The following is a 21,761-nucleotide window of genomic DNA, read 5'->3' on the forward strand; positions in this document are numbered from 1 at the left end:
GTCTGTATGGCAGCATTATAAAAACTAAAGTTGGTTGTGCATAAACGTTCTGTTGACAATAGCTAAAAAATAAGCCCGCTGTTACTATGGTTCCACGATAATGCTGCGTCCCTTCAGGCGGAAATGGATACCGGTACTTTCCAGTCCTTCCAATACATCCGCCAGTGGCAGGTTACGTTGAATTTCCCCCTGAAAACGGCGGGCAGGGATATTACCTGCATAAACAATTGTTACATCATACCATCTGGCCAGCTGACGCATCACGGTGGGGATGTCTGCGTCGCGGAAATAAAATTCCTCTTTCTTCCAGGCCAGTATCGCCGCAGTATCTGCCTGCGCTACGATATCAATATTACCAGGGCTTTTTACCAATGCCTGCTGACCGGGTAATAATACCCTGGAACTGTTGCCTGCATTTACTTTTACGGCGCCTTGTATAAGGGTCGTTTTAATGCCTGGTTCATCTGTATAGGCATTGATATTAAAACTGGTGCCTAATACTTCTATGTTGGTTTGGTGACTGATCTTTACATAAAAAGGCGTTTTTGCCACGGCAGCCACTTCAAAATATGCTTCTCCTTTTATTTCCACTTCTCTTTTTTCCTGCCGGAAAGCCGTAGGGAAAGTGATAGCCGAAGCTGCATTCAGCCATACCCTGGTGCCATCCGGTAATGTGAGGCGGAATTGCCCGCCTCTGGGAGTGGCCAGTGTATTCAGGGTGGTTTGCGCGGAATAGTCCTGTGTGTTGTATTGCAACTGGCCTTTGTTCAGATGAATGAGGGCTCCCTGCTGTTTGATCACGGTGTTACCGCTGCTGTCGAGTTGTATTACCGAGCCGTCTGCCAATGTTAAGGTGGCTTTGCTGGATCCGGGCAATACCGGCGTTGTGGTGAGCGCCGCTACCGGGGCAGGCGGGGCGGAAGGGCGGAAAAAATATATGCCTGCTCCCAATAGCAGCAATACAGCCGCGGCGGCGCTCCTCCACCGGTACATACGGCGTACCGGTGTATTATTTTCTGCCGGGAAGTGCTTTGCGCTGAAAGCAGCCCAACCGGCGGCAGTATCAAATTGTTCGTATTGTAACAGCTTTTCGCGGAGGATCTCCGGATCAGTCATCTGTTCAAAAAAAAGACGGTTCTCTGCGGAGGCATCCCGCCACGCGCACAGTTCTTCCTCTTCAGCTGCCGTTAGCACGCCCTGCTGGTAACGGCTTACCAGGTATGCAATCCGCTTTGTTTCACTGTTTTGATCTGCTTCCAAACTCACCTCTTTTACTATAGAAACAACAGGATGTTGTTTTCGATTAAAGAAATCTCAAAAAAAATTTACAGGGATCAATAATAATTGTAATAATATTTGATCAGGGTGATATAAATGCCCAGTAACGGCACGATGTTCTTTTTGATCAGGCTGCTCCTGATCAGCTTGAGCGCCCGTAGTTTCTGCGCTCTTACGGTATTATAGGAAATCTGGAGACTGGTGGCAATCTCTTCATTTTTTCTTCCTTCGAGATAGCTTAGTTTAAAGATCCGCCGGCATTGTGTTGGCAGGCGTTCTATTTCTTCATACAGCTGATGAATAATTTCTGTTTCGGTAAACACCGGGTCGAAGCCGGCCATTTCTGTAGTGGCCTCATCTTCCTGTAAATAAGAAAATTCTTTTTCCTTTACATGGAGCCGTTCACGGCTTTTCAGAAAATTGAGACAGGCATTTTTGGTGGCAATGAAAAGAAAGGCTTTTATACTGGCGGCCGACTGGAAGTCGCCCCGCTTGTTCCACAGCTTTGAAAAGGTTTCCTGCACAAGGTCTTCCGCCTCCTGTGCGTTTGCAACAATGGTAAAGGCAAAATAACATAATGCTTTGTAGTGCTGGTTAAATATGAAGCGGAATGCGGATTGTTCCCCACCAGCGAACTTTTGCAATAAAATATGCTCCTTGTTTGAATACTCCTCTATCATCCCTGGAAACACCCTCCTGGCAATATAAACGATGATTTATCGGTATAAAAATACCGATAAAAGCTGATTAATTATAGATAAAGAGAAAAATACATGAGCTTGTCAGATGCCTGTGAAGCTGTTTAAAGGCCGCATTATTTCCCGGTGATGCGGTATACGCACCGGCGCTGTCCTTCCAATATATGCTCCAGGCGCTCTACTTTTGCATGTTTGCCCAGGATAGTGGAAAACATCTTCTGTTCCGACTGGCAGAACCGGCTGCAGCAGGTAGCCGCCGCCTGGATGGGGCAATGGTTCTCTATGAGCAGATAACTGTTCCCTTCATCCACACAGGAGGCCATGTAACCCTCACGGTTACGGATATCCGCTAATATGCGCACACGGCTTTCCAAAGTGGTAGCGCCCTTCAGCTCTTCCTGGTATTTTTCCAGGACACTTTGAGCCGTTGCATCAAGCACGCTCTGCACCATATCAGGAGGAAGCGTTTTGTTCATGTTGCAAAGCAAACGTAATGCAAGGTCCTGGTGTCGGTCGGGGAAACGGGCATTGCCTGCTTCCGTGAGCGACCAGATCTGTTTAGGTCTGCCCCTGCCCTTCGCCTCCGTGGTGGCTTGTACCAATCCCTCATTTGCCAGCTTGAGCAGCTGAAACCTGGCGCCTTCCATTGTTACCTTCAGTTCCTCCGCCAGTTTACACAAAGGTTGCGGCCCCTGTGCCTTCAGGATCCATACCGCCCGCTCATTATCTGCCAGGTTATTATTCATAATAAACAAAGTGTTTATTTGGTTTATTAAGCAAAGATACTATCTTTGTTCCATAAAGAAAATGATCCTTTGTATTACGTACGCCGGCAACACGGCGGGGTATAATAATGTGTGCACTCATTGCCTGCCTTGCTCCCGCGCAAGTATAACAAGGTGTATGAATATTCATTGCCTGCCCCGCAATATACCCTGTGCATCCGTACATATGCCAGCGCGCAGCGCATATGTATATGGTGTGCACAACCGGTGATACGTATGCATACTGCGCTCCTGCATTTACCGGCCGGCAGGGCCCTCCGGCCGGTAGCAATTTTACAGTGCGAACTATCAGTTACTGCCGGAATGTTATTACCGGTACAGGTAGTTGCATGTCTTACTAAAAACAAAAAAAATGAAAATAGCCATATTAATCGGAAGTATCCGGCAGGGAAGGCAATCACAGAAAATTGCGCACTACCTGCAGAAAAAACTAACAGATAAAGGCCTGGACACCGACCTGGTAGACCTTGCCGAAACACAGCTCCCAATGCTGGAAGAGCGCGTGGGCGTTCATCCGCAACTGCCACAGGTGGTAAAGGACCTGAGTCTTCGCCTGCATGCGGCCGATGCGCTGATATTTGTTACACCTGAATACCATGGTAGCTTTTCGGGTGTACTGAAAAATGCCCTGGATTATTTCAGCAGCGAGTTCTCCAGGAAAGTCATCGGGATTGTTACGGTCAGCGCCGGGAAACTCGGCGGTATCAATGCCGCTACACAACTCCAACAGGTGATACTCAGCGTAGGGGCTTATGCACTACCGGTAAAACTGCTGGTACCGGAAGTATATGGGGCATTTACAGATACACAGGAACTTACCAGCGAACATACCGCCAAATCCGCGGCCCGTTTCCTGGATGAATTCTACTGGCTTGCCAGCGCTGTTTACGAAAAAAAGAAAGCAGCGGTAGCTGTATAGATCAAGTACCGGCGCTGGTTCCAACGGGCAGGAGCCAGCGCTGGTTGCTTTTTTCCTGCGCCGATTCCCTTTCCTCCCCGATAACGCCTGCCACGAAGCGTGAAAAAAATAATATCTTGTTGTGATATTATGCAATATTTGCAGCGCGGATTCGTCTTCATATGGAAATCCCTTTAAAAGCCGCGTCCTGCTAAACACACCAGTTAATAATGAAACAAAAAGAGGGTAGTAAAAAGAAAGAAGCCGGCATTTTCAGTCTCCTGCAACCCTATGCGGGCATGGTTAGTTTGCTGATCCTGTTTACACTGCTGAGCAATGGTCTCAATCTGTGGTTACCCAAAATTATCGGGAACGGGATCGACAGCTATGAGCATGGCACTTTCCAGCTGAATGCGCTGTTGATAAAATTTTTGGTAGCGGTGGTCATTATCCTGCTGTTCACCTATCTGCAGAACATCATACAAACATATGTGTCGGAAAAAGTAGCGCGCAACCTGCGCACTAAAATATCAGACAAGATTTCCAGCCAGAGCTATGCCTGGGTGGAACAGGCCAATCCATCCAGGTTGCTCACCAACCTTATTGCCGATGTGGATTCCATCAAGCTGTTTGTTTCTCAGGCCATCGTTTCACTGGTGTCGTCCCTGTTTATTATTATAGGCGCCAGCGTACTGCTGCTCACCATTAACTGGGAACTGGCGCTGGCAGTGATTGCCACGCTGCCGGTAATAGGGATCACCTTTTTCCTGGTATTACGCAAAGTAAGGTCCCTGTTCATAAAAAGCCGGGAAGTAATGGACTGGCTGAATAAAGTGATCAATGAAAGTATACTTGGCGCAGCCCTGATCCGTGTAATCAATTCCCAACAGCTGGAGTACCAGAAATTCCTGGATGCCAACGGCAAAGCAATGGATTTTGGGTTGTCTATAGTAAAGCTCTTCGCGGGGCTGATCCCTGTGATCACATTTACCGCAGGTATTGCCAACCTCATCATCCTCGCGCTGGGCGGACATTTCGTGATAACCGGCAGCATGAGCCTCGGCGATTATGCAGCGTTCAGCAGTTATCTTGCTTTACTGATCTTCCCGATACTGGTGATCGGCTTTATGAGCAATATTATTGCCCAGGCCACCGCTTCCTATCAAAGGATCAGTAATGTGATCAACATGCCGGACATTATGCCGGCAGGTGATGTTACTACGCCTGTTAAGGGAGATATTGAATTTCAGCAGGTAAACGTTAGCTACGGCCAGAAACCGGTGCTCAAGGATATTTCCTTCTCCATCAAAGCAGGGTCGAAGGTGGCCATTATCGGGCCCACCGCCGCCGGCAAAACACAGCTGCTATACCTGCTTACAGGCTTACTCAAACCTTCTTCCGGCACAGTGCTGGTAGATGGGCGCCCGGTAAGCGATTACAACAGCGAGTCCTTTCATAGTCAGGTGGGCTTTGTATTCCAGGACAGCATCATCTTTAATATCAGCATCCGGGAAAATATAGCGTTCAATGAAACCGTTACCGAAGCGGCCATGGAAAAAGCATTGCGCACGGCTGCCCTGAAAGAATTTACCGAAACCCTTCCTGAAAAACTGGATACCATCGTTTCAGAAAGAGGGGCCAGTCTTTCCGGCGGACAGAAACAACGTATCATGCTGGCCCGCGCATTGGCTATCAACCCGAAGATCCTGCTGCTGGATGATTTCACCGCCCGTGTAGACACCAATACCGAGAAGAAAATCCTTACAAATGTGCAGGCGGAATACCCCGGCATCACATTGCTTTCCGTAACGCAGAAAATTTCTTCGGTGACGCATTACGACCAGATCATCCTGCTCATGCAGGGTGAAATTATTGCCAGCGGCAAACATGAAGAGCTGCTGCATACCAGCCCGGAATACATCCAGATATTTAATTCCCAACAAAGCACCAGCAATTATGAATTACAATCTTAATAAGTTTACGGAGAAAGAGCAGAAGATTTCCAACTACTCCGCATTCAGAAACTTGCTGAAGCTGATTTCGCATGAAAGAAGGAACCTGGCAGTAGCTTTAATGGCTATCCTGGTTAATTCCGTGCTTAACCTGCTGGGACCCTTTTTAATAGGTTATACCATTGATCATTATGTGCAGCATAAGCAATATCACGGCGTACTGGTCTTTTCAGGTATACTGCTGGGGCTGTACCTGGTAGCATTATTCACCAGTTACTTCCAAACAAAGCTGATGGGCGGCGTTGGCCAGCGGACCCTGTTTACCCTCCGGAATGCTATTTTCAGTAAGATACAACAACTGCCGGTAGCCTTTTTTAACCAGAACAAAGCTGGCGACCTTATATCCCGGGTTAATAATGATACAGATAAACTCAACCAGTTCTTTTCACAATCACTGATGCAGTTTGTGGGTAACATTTCCACCATGATCGGTGCAGGCGTTTTCCTGCTCATCATCAATTATAAGGTCGGCATTGCCGCACTGGCGCCGGCTTTACTGATACTCCTCTTCACCAGGATACTGTCGCCCTGGGTAAAAAGGAAAAATGCCGAGAACCTGAAAACGGTAGGTAACATGAGTGCCGAAATACAGGAAAGCCTGAGCAATTTTAAAGTGATAGTAGCATTTAACCGCCGGGATTATTTCAGGCAACGTTTCCATGATGCCAATGAAAAAAACTACCGCAGCGCTATTGGCACCGGGCTTGCCAACAATGTGTTCCTGCCGTTCTACGCCATGTGCGCCAGTATCGCACAATTGCTGGTATTAACCGGAGGCATCTACCTGATCACACAAGGTGAATTTAGTATAGGCTTACTCGTTAGTTACCTGGCATATGCCACTTATTTTTATAATCCGCTGCGGCAACTGGCCACATTATGGGCCAATTTCCAGGTGGCGATGGCCGGCTGGGACAGGATCTCTGAAATACTCGGACTGGAAACGGACCTGGTAACAGTGCCTGCTGCTGCGGCTTCCGGCAATACCACCGCATTGCTGGAATTCAGGAACGTACATTTTGGTTATCCCGAAGGAAGAGAGATCCTGCACAACATCAATCTTTCCCTGGAAAAAGGGAAAACATATGCACTGGTGGGCCCAACCGGTGGCGGTAAAACAACTACCGCTTCGCTGATTGCCCGATTGTACGACCCCACACAGGGCATGGTGCTGCTGGATGGCAGGGATATCCGCAGTTACAGTGCAGAAGACCGTTCTCAGAAAATAGGATTCATCCTGCAGGAGCCTTTCCTGTTTACCGGAACGGTGAAAGAAAATATCCTGTATGGCAATCCTGCTTACAAAGATTTTTCCAACGAACAACTCACAGAGGTGATCAGGGAATCCAATCTTGAAAAGCTGCTGGCTATTTTTGAAAACGGGCTGGAAACGAAGGTCCTTTCGGGGGGCGACAGTGTAAGTCTGGGACAAAAGCAGCTGATAGCCTTTATGCGCGCCGTGCTGCGTAAGCCCGACCTGCTGATCCTGGATGAGGCCACCGCCAACATCGACACGGTGACCGAACAGTTACTCGGAGAAATACTGGAAAAATTACCTGAAAGCACCACGCGGGTGATCATTGCCCACCGTTTGAATACCATTGAAAATGCGGATGAAATATTTTTTGTGAATTCGGGAGAAGTGACACGGGCAGGCTCTTTACAAAATGCGATGGAAAAACTGTTGCACGGCGTAAGGGCAAGCTGATCCCTTGTTTCACCCAACGAACAGAAGTTACCGTGGAGCTGTGAGAGTGCCTTTCATGCGGATGCTGCAATGTTATAACCGTACGGTGCACAAAGTAAGCGGGCGGAAGTCCTGAATTTTTGTTATATTCACCATATGTCAAAATTCAAAGATGTAGTGGTAACACTATCAAAAAAGCATCCGCAAACCGGCGAACCGGTGCAGGCCGGTCATACGTTTGTAATAGGCCTGCTGGGTAAGAAAACTGCCTTTTACGAAATTCAGACGGAGCAGTTAAATAATCTTCATAACGACGATCTGCAAAAAGCATTATTTAACCTGCTTCACCCGCAAACCCCGCATCATTAAACTTCCTGTTTTCTTCAGCAGGCAATTCCTGTGAGTTGCATGGATGACTATCTGGTTCTATCTCCTTGTCTAAAAAATCAAATCAACAAACACTCTTTGCTAAAAAACAAACGATGATAAAACCAAACAGCCCTTCATTTCCTTTATAAAACTTAATCAGCCCTCCCTGTAAAACAAACGATGATCAAACCAAACAGCCCTTCATTTCCCTTATAAAACTTAATCAGCTCTTCCTGTAAAACAAACGATGATCAAACCAAACAAATCAGTGTAATCCTAAACTGAGGCAATCTCCTCCGCTCTAAAAAATTTTGTACTATTTGGTAAAGAATATATCTTTGGATGATAAAAGGGAGAGATATGTCGGGCAGACCAAAAATATTTGATGACCAGGAAGTGCTCAGCAAAGCCGCTGATGTTTTCTGGCGCCAGGGATATGAAGCTACTTCTACGGAAGACCTGCTGGAGGCGATGGGCATAGGCAAAGGCAGCTTTTACCTGGCTTTTAAAGGCGGTAAGAAAGAGCTGTATGAAAGGGCGCTGGCCCTGCGCAGCGACCAGGCAATGGCGCGGTTCAGAAGAGAACTGGATGCAGCAGATGACCCGGTGGAATATATCCGCGAATTTTTTCGCAGGGTTGCACATAGCACCAGGGCGAAACATCAGAATGGCTGTATTTTTGGCAATGCAGTAGCAGAGCTTTCCAATATCGAAAACCCAATGATGAAAAGGGCCGCCACTCACCTGCAGGGGCTGGAAGCGCTTTTTCTTGATGCCCTGCTGAGAGGAAAAAAACAAGGCACATTGCATTCAAAGCTGGAACCGGCAGTGCTGGCCCGTCTTCTTCTCAACAACTGGAACGGGCTGGGCATTACCCGGCGGATTTACCCTGATAATGATGCGCTCTCCGAGCTGATAGAAACACAATTGAAAGTACTTGACTAATAAGGAGCCATTGAAATACCTTTTTCCCCAGGAATGTATTTAAAATCCTTAGCTCGCCAGCATACAGCTAAAAGTATCTTGTTGATCAGGAATATTTAAACCCTTTGCTAATCGGTGCTGTAATTAATATGCCTTCATTAAGAAGGAATACTTAAAACGCTTAGCTAGCCAGGGTTCCAATTAAATACACCTCTATTAGTAAGGAGTACTTAAAACCTTTAGCTAGTCACAGCTACAATTAAATCCGGCTTTATTTTAAGGAATACTTAAAACCAACACACCTTCTAACCAGAGCACAATTAAAAATCTTTACCCGGCAACGAATCATTAACACCTTTCTTTCATTTATTATGTACCAAATAGTACAAAATAATTACTGGGCTTATGCAAAAAATTAACCGTTATACCGCCCTGCTCTTTGCAGTAGCGGGCGGGCTCGCTGTTGCCAATGTATATTATGCACAGCCCCTGCTTAACAGGATGGGAAACGACCTGGATATTCCTTCCCGCTCATTAGGCATTATAATTACCGTTACGCAAACAGGCTATGCCCTCGGGTTGCTGCTGCTGTTGCCACTGGGCGATTTATTCAACCGACGTAAACTGATTGCCGTTCAGCTGCTGCTGGCTGCAGCAGCATTGATCACCGTTGGCTGGGCGCCCGCTAAACTACTTTTCCTTGGTGGCATCGCAGCAGTAGGATTGCTGGCTGTAGTTACGCAAACACTGGTGGCCTATGCCGCTACACTAGCTGCCCCGGAAGAGCGTGGTCGCGTGGTGGGCCTCGTTACAAGCGGCGTGGTGCTAGGTATCCTGCTGGCACGAACGGTATCCGGCGCCCTTGCAGATATAGCCGGGTGGCGGGCGGTATACTTTCTTTCTGCAACTCTTATGTTACTTATCGCCGGCGCCTTATACAGGGCATTACCTGTTAACGACCCGCAAAAAACCAGCGCCACTTATCCCCAACTCCTGGCTTCAGTTTTCCGCCTATTCCTGGAAGAGCCTTTATTACGGGTACGCGCCATTATTGCCTTCTTTATTTTCGCTGCTTTCAGTGTGTTATGGTCATCGCTGGTATTGCCACTTAGCGCACCGCCCTATTCCTTTTCCTCTTCTGTAACAGGTATGTTCGGATTAATTGGCGTGGCAGGCGCATTGGGCGCGGCCCGTGCGGGCAGGCTGGCCGACCGGGGCCATGGCCAGTGGACCACAGGCGCAGCGCTGGCATTACTACTGGTTTCCTGGCTGCCGCTGGGATTTGCGACCCATTCAATGGCCGCGCTTATTGCCGGTATCATCCTGCTGGACCTGGCCATCCAGGCAGTGCATGTTACCAACCAAAGTATGCTTTATAATATCCGGCCCGAATCGAGGAACCGCATGGTAGCGGGGTACATGCTGTTCTATTCCATTGGCAGCGGCTTCGGCAGCATTGCCGCTACCACGGTGTATGCCTATGCCGGGTGGACGGCCGTATGCCTGCTGGGCGGCACACTCAGCGCCACCGGGCTACTTTTCTGGGCCACTACCCTTCCCCGGAAGATACACGCACAAAAAAGCAATACCTTTACTTTACAACACCAAAAATAACCGTCATGCCGCATATACCCATTTACCAGGTAGATGCTTTCACACATGAGCTGTTTGGCGGAAACCCGGCAGCAGTATGTATCCTGGAAGCATGGCTGCCAACAGGGATACTCCAGAAGATCGCAGCGGAAAACTTCCTGCCGGAAACGGCCTTCTTTATTCCCTCCGGCAGGCAGGGGCACTATGAGCTCCGGTGGTTCACGCCGGAAATAGAAATGGACCTCTGCGGGCACGCCACCCTGGCCAGTGCGCATGTGCTGTTCAATCACATGGGATGGGACATGCACCAGATCACATTCCATACACAAAGCGGCCCCCTTGTGGTTTCTAAAAACAACGACCTGCTCACACTTGATTTTCCATCAAGACCAGCAGTGCCTTCTACCCTGCCAACAGAAATCCTTAAAGGAATTGGCGTATATCCTATGGAAGTACTAAAGGCCAGGGATTATATCCTGGTATATCACGACGAGGATATTGTACGCAACCTTCAACCAGACAAAGCCATACTCGACCAGATCAACCTGGACCCGGGCGGCATCATTGTAACTGCCAAAGGAAAACACGTAGACTTTGTATCACGGTTCTTTACCCCGCAAGCCAGCATCTTTGAAGACCCGGTAACCGGTTCGGCCCACTGTTCACTCATCCCATTCTGGAGCCGCCAGCTGGATAAGAAAGAAATGATTGCCCTTCAGGTATCTGCCAGAACAGGAAAGCTCTACTGCGTGGATGCCGGCAACCGTGTACTGATTGGAGGTACCTGCAAAACCTACCTGGAAGGAAATATTTTTGTACCTTAATTTCATGAGATATATACCTATACTGCTGGTATGCCTGCTGACAGCAAATTCCGGCGGTGCGCAATCCCTCCCGCAGATAGACAGCACCATAAAGGCTTTTATGGATCAATATCATGTACCGGGTATGTCAGTTGCAGTAACCTACCACGGCAAACTGGTATATGCCCGCAGCTATGGTTATGCAGATACGGCACAACATATCACTCTAACCCCGCAACACCTCTTCCGCATTGCCAGCGTATCGAAGTGTATAACAGCCACGGCTATATTAAAATTGGCAGAGGCAGGAAAGTTGTCGCTCAACGACCGGGTATTTGGCCCCAACGCCGTGCTCGGCATACGTTATGGAACACCTCCCTACGCAGACAACCTGAAAAAGATCACCATACGGCAGTTACTGGAACATACTTCCGGCGGGTGGACCAACAACAACGCAGATCCGATGTTCAGCCATCCCCGCATGACTGCAGATGAACTGATCTCATGGACCATTGATCATCAGCCGTTGGACAATATTCCCGGAACAGTATACGCTTACTCCAATTTTGGTTATTGCATTCTCGGGCGCATCATTGAAAAAGTATCAGGTATGCCTTATGAAGACTATGTAAAAAAAGCAGTGCTGCGGCCCTGCGGCATTACTGATATGCAAACAGGCGGCAACACACCTGCTCAAAGAAAACCACAGGAAGTAGTGTACTATGGCCAGCATGGGGAACAACCCTATATCTATAACATTTCCCGCATGGATGCCCACGGAGGATGGATAGCCAGCGCCACAGATCTCGCCCGCCTGATGGTGCATATAGACGGATTCCCGGCGCCGGCGGATATACTAAATATAAAATCTATTACCGCTATGACCACCGGTTCTGAAGCCAACCCCGGCTATGCCCTGGGATGGGCTGTAAATCCTTATCATAACTGGTGGCACTCCGGTTCCCTTCCCGGCACTGCCAGCGAAATAATACGCGCACACAAAGGATTCAATTGGGTAATGCTTTGCAATACCCGTACCGATGGCAGCTTCTTCAACGACCTGGACGGGTTACTGTGGAAGGCGGTAAACGACCCCAATACAAAATGGCCGGATAGAGATCTATTTATACATAGGACCGATCATACGGTTATGAAAAATTAATTTACGGAGGGCAACCGGATCTATTTCTCCCTGTTGCGCATATACGATTTTACCTCCCGGCTCTACCAATACAGTATAAGGCAAAGCACCCTGCCATTTGGGATCTACCGCCTCAATCAACTCATACTTATCTTTCCCGGTGAAGAGATAATTCTTCCCGGATGAATATTTCTTCTTTAAAAACTGTAACACTTTATCTTTCTTTTCAGGTTCATCTGCACTGATACTTACAAATTCAAAATCACGCTCACTGAATGTTTTAGCCAGGATAATAAATTCCGGGAACTCTGCCACACACGGCACACACCAGGTAGCCCATATGTTGATAAGCCGCAGGTTGGAGGATGTATTTTTCAGTAGCTCCTTAATGCCGCTTACCGTTACAGTATCCAGGCTTACCGGCTCCTTTGCCCATGCCTGCATCGACTTTTCCACGCTGCCGCTCTTATCTTTCCACTTCACCGAACAACCAAAAACCTTCGTAACGGTCACCGGTACTTCACGTTGCTGTAACAATGCCTCAACTGCATTCCGCGCATCTGTTGACCCCGGCTTCTTTGCAGGATTTTCCATATCATCAATCCTCCCCTGGTAACGCAGCTTCCTGTCTTTATCAAAAATAAAAATATGCGGTGTAGCTATAGGCCCATATGCGCGCGATACTGTTTCACTATCGCCATCATATAAATAAGGAAAATTAAACTGCTTGTCTTTTGCCCGCTGCTTCATGTCATCAAAAGAATCTCCGAGGTCAGTATATCCCAGTTCATCATACCGCAACCCTTCTGCATTATTAGGCATAATGGCCACCAGCTGCATGCCTTTCCCCGCATAGTCGGAAGTAAGCTGCTTTATCCTTTCTTCATACGCCTGTGCAGTAGGACAATGATTACAGGTAAACACCACCGCCAGCACTTTGGCATCTGCAAAAGACGATAGTGTATAATTTTTCCCATCAGTGGCGGGCAGATTAAAATCCGGCGCTGCTACGCCTATAGGCAATTGCCGGGCTTGCAACAATAGCGGCAGCAATACGAAACAGAGCATGCTGCTGATAAGAAAATTCTTCTCCATGTTAAATGGTTTATTTTTTCTTACGACCCACCCAAAGGATGGCATCTTCATACATTTTATTCTGTAACGAGTCCGTGAAAATCTTATCCCCATGCCCCATATTTACATACAGCATATTGTATCTTTTATTGGTCCATACAACCGGGATATCGCCATAGGTCAGCAGATTCTTTTTTCCGAGCGGGTAATTGGCGGTATCTAAAGTTACTAAAACTTCCACATCCTTGTTTAACCGGGGACTGGGTTCCCATTGATACCATTCATTTGCCGGGCTCAGGTAATCGGCCGGCAGGTGTTTGGTAACGGGATGACTGGTAGGATCCACATGCAGCCTGGCAGGGAGTGGAGGCCAGTTGTTATTGATAAATACAGCCCCTCCAAGAAAGTTTACAAACCAGGGCCACTGCGTATATTTATCATTGTACCCTGCTACATGAAAGCCGATCCAGCCGCCGCCATGCTCCATATAATTGGTAAAAGCGGCCCGCTGTGCGGGCGTGGTCGGGAAAAAGTTCAGCCATATCACCACCTGGTATCTGCTCAGAACAGCCGTATTCATATTGTCCCAATTGGTAGTGGTATCAAATTGAAAATGTTTTTCAGCGGCCAGCTGCTTGAAATATATCACTGCATCATTGGCAAAGTCAACATGATCGGGCTCCACCCCGGCATTGAAAAAGGCCAGCACCTTAAATTTTGCGGGCGTAGCGGCAACAGCTGTGGCACCCGCCAGCAACAGCAGGAATAGTAACAATGGTTTTCTTTTCATTTCTTTTGTGTTTGGGTTCAGGGGCAGCATTGGCTATTCGCCGGCTGCCCAGAATATAGCGTTCTCAAATAATTGCGTGTAGGCAGTGTTACCAAGCAAGGCGGGGCCGTGCCCCATGAAAATATAAATATTCCTGGCCTTATAATGTTCATTGGTCCATACAACCGGGTGATCGCCCATTTTCTTATCAGAAGCAGGCACATAAGAACCTTCATCCACACTGGCCAGCACATGTACCTGTGGGCGCGGGCTTTTGTTGTAGGTATACCATTCTTCCTTATTAATTATAAAGGGAGATGTAATATTCCTCATTACAGGATGGTTCTTATCTTCCACGGTCACCGTTCCATCGGCAAAACCGGGGATATAGCCGGTAAAACGGATACCGCCCATAAAGTTGGAGAACCAGTTCCACATAGGGAAGCCGTCGAACTCACCCAGCAGGGTGGCATGATGGAAACCAATCCAGCCACCACGCCCTTCGTTGATGTAATGTTCGAAAGCATCGGCTGCTACCGGCTTCCAGCCATAAGGGGGATAATCAAGCTGGATGAAAAGCCGGAACTGTTTTAAGTATGCTTCATTAATAGCATCGGTATTTGTGATATAGGTAAGACGGATATGTCTTTTTGCGGCCAGGCTATCCAGCCAGGCTTTGGCCGCTTTGGAAAATGCCAGGTGATGCCCACCGTTTTCATACAGCACCAAGGCCTCAAAAGCAGGTTTGCTACGGTTGGGATACAAGGTGGCGTTGATTTCATCCAGCAGGTATTCTTTTTCATCGGAGGCATACTCCCAGAACATCACGCCGCCCATTTTATGGGCGGTTACATAATTGCATTTGTTTTGTACTGACCATTCATCATCATACGTTATAAACTCCCGCGTGGAAGGATTGAACAGGTAAGGCGCTTTGGCGCTTTCGTCGCGGTAGGCATGAAAACCGTTTTTATTTACGAGACTGTCTTTTGTAAACGTATAGCCTTTACCGAAAGACTGAGACAGGATCTTCCCTCCGAGCCCGGTGCCGGTGCTGTCGGCCAGCTGGAAGCGACGTCCGTAAAAAGCAATGCCCATTACCAGTTTTTCCACTGGCACACCAGCGGCCACATAGGCTTTTACTGCCTTATCGCCTGATAATGCACCAGGGTTATCTGCCGGCGTATATATATTTGTGTGATGCCCCGCTTTCTTATCTGAATAAAAATCGTAGGTCATGAGGTTTACATAATCCAGGTATTTGGCCGCCTTCCCCATTTCCGTTGTTTCCAGGAATGCTGCAAAACCGCCAACCGCTGTAGTAAGCAGCTTTTTCTGATGGGTTTCTTTCTCCAGTTTATCCAGCTCCCTGCGCAGTTCCATGAACATAAGCGTAAAATGCTGCTTGTCTTCCGGGCGGTAAACATTGCCTTCCTCACCGGGGCGGCCTGGATACTCCCAATCGATATCCACCCCATCCAGTTTGTAGGTACGGATGATATTCACTACGCTCACTGCAAAGGCCTTGCGCGATGTATCCGTTAATACGGCATCGGAAAAATTTTCGCTCCATGCCCAGCCCCCGATGGAGATAAGGATCTTCAGCTCCGGGTTAATGGCTTTGAGTTCATTGATACGGCGCAGGTTTACCGTATCTGTTTTCTCATTGGTAAGCACCGCGCGGTTATGCTGCACATCCACAAATGCATAATTAATATGCGTGAGCTTACGGGGCGCAATCCTGTCTGTATTCACCAATCCCCTGAACCCGCCTACATAGCCGATGATCACCGGCTTCACCTGCGCTGCGGTATGTTGTTCAGACATCCGTGGCGCAGGGGTAGTAGCGTTAAGTAAAGCCGGGAGTAGTAGCATTAAAAAACTGATACCTCCTTTCTTTGGTGAGTGCAAATACTTCATCATATCTGTTGATTTGAATGTTTCAGATCTTTAATCGTAATTTCTTCTTTTCCAGGAAGCCCACCAGGATGATCAGTACAAAGGCTACTGCAAACGAACGGATAATTCCGCCGGCACCGGCATTAAACCAGTGGGGATAATGAAAATGAGTGAGCGTAAAAACAGCATACAGCAAATACGGCATCAGGTAGCAGGTAAGCGTACTGGTGCCCGCTGGTTTGATGATCCTGAACCAGTGGAATTTGCCTTTCACATCTACCAGGAAAATTAAAAGCTCAAACAGCAGGATGGCAATGCCGCCGCAAATCAATACCCAGGCCGGTGTGGAACCTATCTTGGAAATACCGCCGGTGTATGGTCTTACGAGGAACCCCAGTACAATAGCGCCTATCCCTGATAAAGACAGGTAAGCCCATACAGCGTTTATGCGTTGCTGTTGTAAAAGACGGCTGTATAACGCGGAAATAAATGCACCGCCCATGATCAGGGTTACAGAAGACGCATCACCTATAACAGGTAAGTAGAAAGGCAACCAGCCTCCGTGCGTACCCAGGTTAATAACCAGGAACAGCAACAGCGCTGCTGTTAGCCACATAAATCGTCCCCGGATGAGCAGGTAAACAGTGGCGCTTACCAGGTAAGCCCACCCGATGATGCCAAGGATACCGCCCCACGACTGCTGCATACCATGCGGATGATCCGGATCCCCGCCTTTATAGAGATATGCCATTAACACCAGTAATATAATGCCGCTGCCGGTAAGCGTGTACCGCAACGTTTTTGACAGGGAAACCGGGTAATCCAGCCAGATAAGGAAAAAAGCCAGCGTAATGAGGATCTCCCAAACGGCATAAGGCAGCAAAGCAGCACTGCTGTAACTTTCCAGGTTCACATGAAAAAAACCCATTACAATCAGCGCCAGCGACCTTAATATAATATGAATTTCAATTCTAATAAAGGATTGCTGCTGCTGAATACGGTGACCAATGGCATACGGAATGGAAAGCCCCACAATAAAAAGAAAGGTGGGAAACACGATGTCTGCAAATCCCAGCCCGTCTTCATCACCGCGCACATGTCCTATCCAGGCCGGGATATCATGTACGCCGCTTACATCATTTACAAAGATCATCAGTAACATGGTAATAGCGCGGAAGGCATCAATTGATAGTAATCTGTTGGATTTGGCTGACATAAAATTCGGGTTATGGATACAGGAAGATAAGATAACGGATCGTTGTTCCTGTGAAAACAAATATCCGGATTAATCTACTTAACCCCTACTTTTCCGCCTAAACATTGCCTCTACCAGTATTGAAAATCAATTGATCCCGGCCGGTTAGCACCACTACATTACCACTACAGCGAAAATTTTTCATGGAAAAAACCTATTTTGTTTTTGTCTATGTACAGAGTCCTGATATTCCTTTTACTACTTACCGGCCTTCTTCAGCGTTCCGGGGCGCAGCATACTATCGGTCTCCCCGAAATCATTAATTACAGCAGTAATGATTTTCATACCGGCGCCGGTATTAACTGTATCCGGCAGGGCAATAACGGCATCCTGTATATGGCCGGCAACGATGGCCTGCTTACCTTCAACGGCCGGTACTGGAAACTGCACCGGTTACCCAATAAGGCCGCAGTAAGATCCCTGGCGCTTGACAGCAGCGGCAGGATCTATGCAGGCGGTCATGATGAAATCGGTTACTTTTTCCCCTCCAGCGATGGCAACCTGGTCTATCATTCCCTGAAACACCTGGTTCCCTCCGTTGGTCACCAGTTTGCTGATATCTGGGATATTATTATTTCGGGAGATGTAGTGTATTTCAGAACCGTTGAAAGCATCTTTGAGCTTAAAAAAAACAGGATCACTTTCTTTGATGCACCGGGCGGATGGCTGATGATGGCATGGGCCAACGGGTTGTTATATACTACCGACCGGAGCATGGGACTGCTTATCCTGCAAAACGGGAAATGGGAACCGGCCTGTCATAATATACCCACCACTGGTTTGCGGATCAGCAGCACTACGCCTTACCGCGGCGATACCCTGCTGGTAACCTCTCTTACCAATGGCCTGTTCCTGTTGCACAATAAGATCCTTGCCCCGTATAAAACCGGTATTGATCCTCTCCTCCTCAACGACCGTGTTAACTGCGCCGTGAAAATTGCGGATAATCAATATGCCATCGGCACTACCGGTAACGGCCTGTTTATCATCGACGGCCAGGGCCGTCTTTTCAGGCATTTCTCCCGCAGTGAGGGATTGCAGCATAATAATATCCGCTGCCTCTTCTCTGACAAGGACCATAACCTTTGGCTGGGGCTTGAAAACGGGATCGACCTGGTGAATTACAGCAGCCCCCTGCACCATATCTATCCCGACAGGAACAGCCAGGTATCCGGCAGCGCCATCACTGTTTTTAACCATCAGCTGTATGTAGGTACCTCCAATGGCCTCTTTGCGCTTCCCCTTGATCCACAGGAAAAAGATCTCAGCGCCAACAGCGGCACTTTCACCGAAATAAGAAACACCAGGGGACAGGTATGGAGCCTGCAGGAAGTAAACCAACAACTGCTCATGGGACACCAGGACGGCGCCTTTATGATAAGCAACGGCAGCGCCATCCAGCTGTCCGGCAACCAGGGCATCTGGTCGTTCCTGCCGCTGCAGCCCGATGCGCGCCTTCAGCAACAGGTGCTGGCCGGCGCCTATACAGGGTTGCTGTTGCTGAATTATACCAAAAACCCGCAACCGGAAAATATAGTAAAACTGGATAGTCTTTATGAATCCATGCGCTTCCTGGCCGCCGATCATAACATCATCTGGGGCTCGCACCCATACAGGGGCGTATTCCGGATGGAGTTGTCGGCCGACAAAAAAACCGTAACACGTAAAACCATTTTTACACAAAAAGACGGTTTACCTGCCGGCACCAACAACTTTGTGTACCGGGTGAAGAACCGTATTGCTATAGCCACCGAAAAAGGCGTGTACGAATACAACAACGTCACTGGCAGGATACAGCCATCTGCCTATTTTAAACCTTTTTTTAAAGAGATGCCAGTAAGATATCTCACAGAAGATAAAGAAGGTAACATCTGGTTTGTAAGTAACCAGCTCACCGGCGTAGTGGATTTCAACCATCCCGCCGACAGCAGCTATTTTTCCATCACCTGGTTTCCCGGGCTGCCGGCCCAGGCAGGCACCAGTCCCGGTTATATCTATCCCTATGATAAAGAAAATATCTTTATCTGCTCCGGTAAAGGCGTTTATCATATCAACTACAGGGAATATATGAATGCTGGCACCCACCTGAGCGTATTGCTCAGCAGCGTGACCGCCTTTTCTCCGAAAGACAGCCTGATATTTGGCGGATACATTGTTCCCCCTGCAGGGCAACGTCCGCTGGTACGCCTGCCGGAAAAATGGAACTCGTTTCACTTTGAGTACGCCGCCAATGTATACCCGCAGAAAAACAACATTGAATTCAGCTGCAAGCTCAGTGGACTGGACCGGGAATGGTCCGACTGGTCGCCGCGCACAGAAAAGGACTATACCAATCTTTCTTACGGCACCTATACTTTTTCCGTAAGGGCCCGCAATAATACCGGCAACATCTCCGGAACGGTGAGCTATACTTTTGAAGTATTACCAGCCTGGTATCAAACAGGGTGGGCATATGCAGGCTACCTGCTGGCAGCCGCTGCGCTCCTCCTGTGGTTATTCCGGCAACATAGGAAACGCCTGCAGCACCTGGAAGCTCAGCATGAGGCCGCACAAAAACAACTCCACTACCTCCACCAGCTGGAGCTTTATAAAAATGAGAAAGAGCTTATCACTCTTCAACATGATAAACTGGCATCCGAGGTAAACCTGAAGAATAAAGAGCTGGCCACCATTACTATGCATATGGTGAACCGCGGCAAGCTGGTAGCGCGCATCCGCGAGGAGTTGCTGCTGTTGCTGAAAAAAAACACCTTACCCGGCGCCGCAGGCGATTTCAAACCGGTTATGCGGCTGCTGGAAGACGCGGAGAAAGGCGACAGCGACTGGGAACAATTTGCTGCGCATTTTGATGAAGTACACCATAATTTTCTCAGCATCATCAAAAAGAAATATCCTGCTCTCACATCCACGGATCTGAAGCTGTGCGCCTACCTCAAACTGAATTTAAGCTCCAAGGAAATTGCGCAGCTCATGAATATCTCTGTAAAAGGCGTAGAGATCAGCCGGTACCGGCTCCGCAAAAAATTACAACTGGAAACCACCGTAAATCTCTTTGATTTTCTTTTAAAAGTAACAGAATAGGCCTTTTCCTGAAATTAATAGCGTTAACAGGCTATTAATTACTGCAATTAATGCTTTGTTAACGCTCCTGTTAGTCCTTCCCGCTTTACTTGCACCTTGTTCCGGCACTGATGCCGGGTACACAACTAAGGTGAATGCAAAACCTTTGGAGAATCCGGGCAAGCCGGGTTCTCCTCTTTTTAGCAACCGTTTCCACGTTAATAACAAACAGTATACATATGAAGCGTATTTTAACAGCTTTTCTCTCCCTGCTGAGCATAACCGCCCTGGCACAATTGAAACACAGCAGGGAATCGCAGTACCCTACTTATCATGGCCTGGTGATGGCCGGTTACCAGGGATGGTTCCGGGCCGAAGGCGATGGCTCCGGCGCACGCCGCTTTTCCTATGGCGATGAAACCCGCAGTGGTATAGATATGTGGCCGGATGTGAGCGAGTATGAAAAAACATATGCCACTCCTTTCAGGCTGGCCAACGGGCAGGCTGCACGTTTCTTCAGTTCTTACGATAAAAGCACCGTGGATATCCATTTTAAATGGATGCAGCAATATGGGGTAGACGGCGTATTCATGCAACGTTTTTTTAATAATGCCAAACACCGCGACAGTATCTCTTCCGTTATCCTGAAAAATGCCTTCGCTGCTGCTTCAAAATACAAAAGAGCTATTGCCGTAATGTATGATCTTTCCGGGTTAAGCGCCCATGGGGAAGATTGTTCCGCTATTATTGAAGACTGGAAGTACCTGGTGGATCAGCTGAAGGTAACCAATCAGCCGGGCGCTAAAACTTACCTGCAACAAAATGGTAAACCGGTAGTAGCCATCTGGGGCATTGGTTTTCCCGATCGCCCTTATAACCTCCGCAATATCGGCCTGGAACGGCTCATCGATTTCCTGAAAAATGACCCGGTGTATGGCGGTTGCGCCATTATGCTGGGCGTGCCTACTGCATGGCGCAACCTGAACGCGGATTGTTTGCCGGATCCTTACCTGCATACCATCATCAAACAGGCGGATATAGTGTTGCCGTGGACGGTGCAACGCTACTCCCCGCTGCTGCATAACGATATGGACCGGTTCCGTGATAACCTTATCGATGACCTGGCCTGGTGCCGCGCCAATCATATCGAATATGTGCCTTGTGTATATCCCGGCTTCAGCTGGCATAACTTAAGCCGCTATGAATTCCCGGATGATGTGAAACCCGTAGGCTCTATCCCCCGCCAGGGCGGGCGCTTTTACTGGCAGCAGATTTCCACTGCCTTAACAGCCGGCGCCACCATGTTGTATGTAGCCATGTTTGATGAAGTAAACGAAGCCACAGCCATCTTTAAAGCAAGCGACCAGCCACCGGTGAGCAGCACCACCCCATTTATAAATTTAGACGGGAAACCATCAGATCATTACCTGTGGCTAACCGGGGAAGCCGCAAAGATGCTGCGCAATGAAAAACCACTGACCACGAAAATGCCGGAAAGAAAATAATATTACGAGGT

Annotated in this window: 17 protein-coding genes; 10 read left to right on the top strand and 7 right to left on the bottom strand. The window is 48.1% G+C overall.

The features are described from left to right. Positions 1–84 precede the first annotated feature (84 nt). The 3 genes from FN124_RS00880 to FN124_RS00890 form a co-directional block, all read right to left on the bottom strand. Positions 85–1,260 (bottom strand): FecR family protein, encoded by a 1,176-nt coding sequence (locus FN124_RS00880; protein WP_142682913.1) that lies wholly within the window; start codon positions 1,258–1,260, stop codon positions 85–87. A gap of 74 nt (positions 1,261–1,334) precedes the next feature. Next, positions 1,335–1,922 carry an RNA polymerase sigma-70 factor gene (locus tag FN124_RS00885; RefSeq protein ID WP_185937045.1) on the bottom strand — a complete coding sequence of 196 codons (588 nt, stop codon included), beginning with the start codon at positions 1,920–1,922 and terminating at the stop codon, positions 1,335–1,337. A 170-nt stretch (positions 1,923–2,092) separates the two neighbouring features. Beyond that, on the bottom strand, positions 2,093–2,722 hold the full coding sequence (locus tag FN124_RS00890; RefSeq protein ID WP_142682915.1) for a helix-turn-helix transcriptional regulator: 630 nt from the start codon (positions 2,720–2,722) through the stop codon (positions 2,093–2,095). A gap of 391 nt (positions 2,723–3,113) precedes the next feature. On the opposite strand from FN124_RS00890, the gene FN124_RS00895 reads away from it, so the two are divergent. From FN124_RS00895 to FN124_RS00930, 8 genes are all read left to right on the top strand, one after another. Next, on the top strand, positions 3,114–3,680 hold the full coding sequence (locus FN124_RS00895; RefSeq protein WP_142682916.1) for an NADPH-dependent FMN reductase: 567 nt from the start codon (positions 3,114–3,116) through the stop codon (positions 3,678–3,680). A 209-nt stretch (positions 3,681–3,889) separates the two neighbouring features. Next, positions 3,890–5,632, top strand: coding sequence for an ABC transporter ATP-binding protein (locus tag FN124_RS00900; RefSeq protein WP_142682917.1), 1,743 nt, complete (start codon positions 3,890–3,892; stop codon positions 5,630–5,632). Further along, entirely contained in the window at positions 5,616–7,379 is a 1,764-nt protein-coding gene (locus FN124_RS00905; RefSeq protein WP_142682918.1) for an ABC transporter ATP-binding protein, read from the top strand. The genes FN124_RS00900 and FN124_RS00905 overlap by 17 nt, the downstream gene beginning before the upstream one ends. Before the next feature lie 135 nt (positions 7,380–7,514). Beyond that, positions 7,515–7,727, top strand: coding sequence for a hypothetical protein (locus tag FN124_RS00910; RefSeq protein WP_142682919.1), 213 nt, complete (start codon positions 7,515–7,517; stop codon positions 7,725–7,727). A gap of 360 nt (positions 7,728–8,087) precedes the next feature. Beyond that, entirely contained in the window at positions 8,088–8,672 is a 585-nt protein-coding gene (locus FN124_RS00915) for a TetR/AcrR family transcriptional regulator (protein WP_185937046.1), read from the top strand. Between the two features lie 384 nt (positions 8,673–9,056). Next, complete coding sequence (locus FN124_RS00920; protein ID WP_142682921.1) at positions 9,057–10,265, top strand: MFS transporter; 1,209 nt, start codon at positions 9,057–9,059, stop codon at positions 10,263–10,265. 5 nt (positions 10,266–10,270) lie between these two features. Beyond that, positions 10,271–11,068 carry a PhzF family protein gene (locus FN124_RS00925; protein ID WP_142682922.1) on the top strand — a complete coding sequence of 266 codons (798 nt, stop codon included), beginning with the start codon at positions 10,271–10,273 and terminating at the stop codon, positions 11,066–11,068. A gap of 4 nt (positions 11,069–11,072) precedes the next feature. Further along, a complete protein-coding gene (locus FN124_RS00930; protein WP_142682923.1) occupies positions 11,073–12,209 on the top strand; it encodes a serine hydrolase domain-containing protein in 1,137 nt (378 codons plus the stop codon). Here FN124_RS00930 and FN124_RS00935 read toward each other — a convergent pair. The 4 genes from FN124_RS00935 to FN124_RS00950 are packed head-to-tail and all read right to left on the bottom strand — an operon-like array spanning position 12,168 to position 17,146. Then, the gene (locus FN124_RS00935) at positions 12,168–13,283 is read right to left on the bottom strand and encodes a redoxin family protein (RefSeq protein ID WP_142682924.1); all 1,116 of its coding nucleotides are present in this window, start codon (positions 13,281–13,283) and stop codon (positions 12,168–12,170) included. The genes FN124_RS00930 and FN124_RS00935 overlap by 42 nt on opposite strands. A 10-nt stretch (positions 13,284–13,293) precedes the next feature. After that, positions 13,294–14,052: a ThuA domain-containing protein gene (locus FN124_RS00940; RefSeq protein ID WP_142682925.1), complete on the bottom strand. Its 759-nt coding sequence runs from the start codon at positions 14,050–14,052 to the stop codon at positions 13,294–13,296. Positions 14,053–14,085: 33 nt separating this feature from the next. Then, entirely contained in the window at positions 14,086–15,954 is a 1,869-nt protein-coding gene (locus FN124_RS31110) for a glycosyl hydrolase family 18 protein (RefSeq protein WP_221887705.1), read from the bottom strand. Between the two features lie 19 nt (positions 15,955–15,973). Continuing rightward, on the bottom strand, positions 15,974–17,146 hold the full coding sequence (locus tag FN124_RS00950; protein ID WP_142682926.1) for a DUF5009 domain-containing protein: 1,173 nt from the start codon (positions 17,144–17,146) through the stop codon (positions 15,974–15,976). A gap of 210 nt (positions 17,147–17,356) precedes the next feature. Between FN124_RS00950 and FN124_RS00955 the strand changes: the two genes are divergently transcribed. Both FN124_RS00955 and FN124_RS00960 read left to right on the top strand, forming a co-directional pair. Beyond that, positions 17,357–20,266, top strand: coding sequence for a two-component regulator propeller domain-containing protein (locus FN124_RS00955; protein WP_142682927.1), 2,910 nt, complete (start codon positions 17,357–17,359; stop codon positions 20,264–20,266). Positions 20,267–20,484: 218 nt separating this feature from the next. Then, entirely contained in the window at positions 20,485–21,750 is a 1,266-nt protein-coding gene (locus FN124_RS00960) for a glycoside hydrolase family 99 protein (RefSeq protein WP_142682928.1), read from the top strand. Positions 21,751–21,761 lie beyond the last annotated feature (11 nt).

The organism is Chitinophaga polysaccharea (assembly GCF_902150045.1).
Classification (GTDB): Bacteria; Bacteroidota; Bacteroidia; order Chitinophagales; family Chitinophagaceae; genus Chitinophaga; species Chitinophaga polysaccharea_A.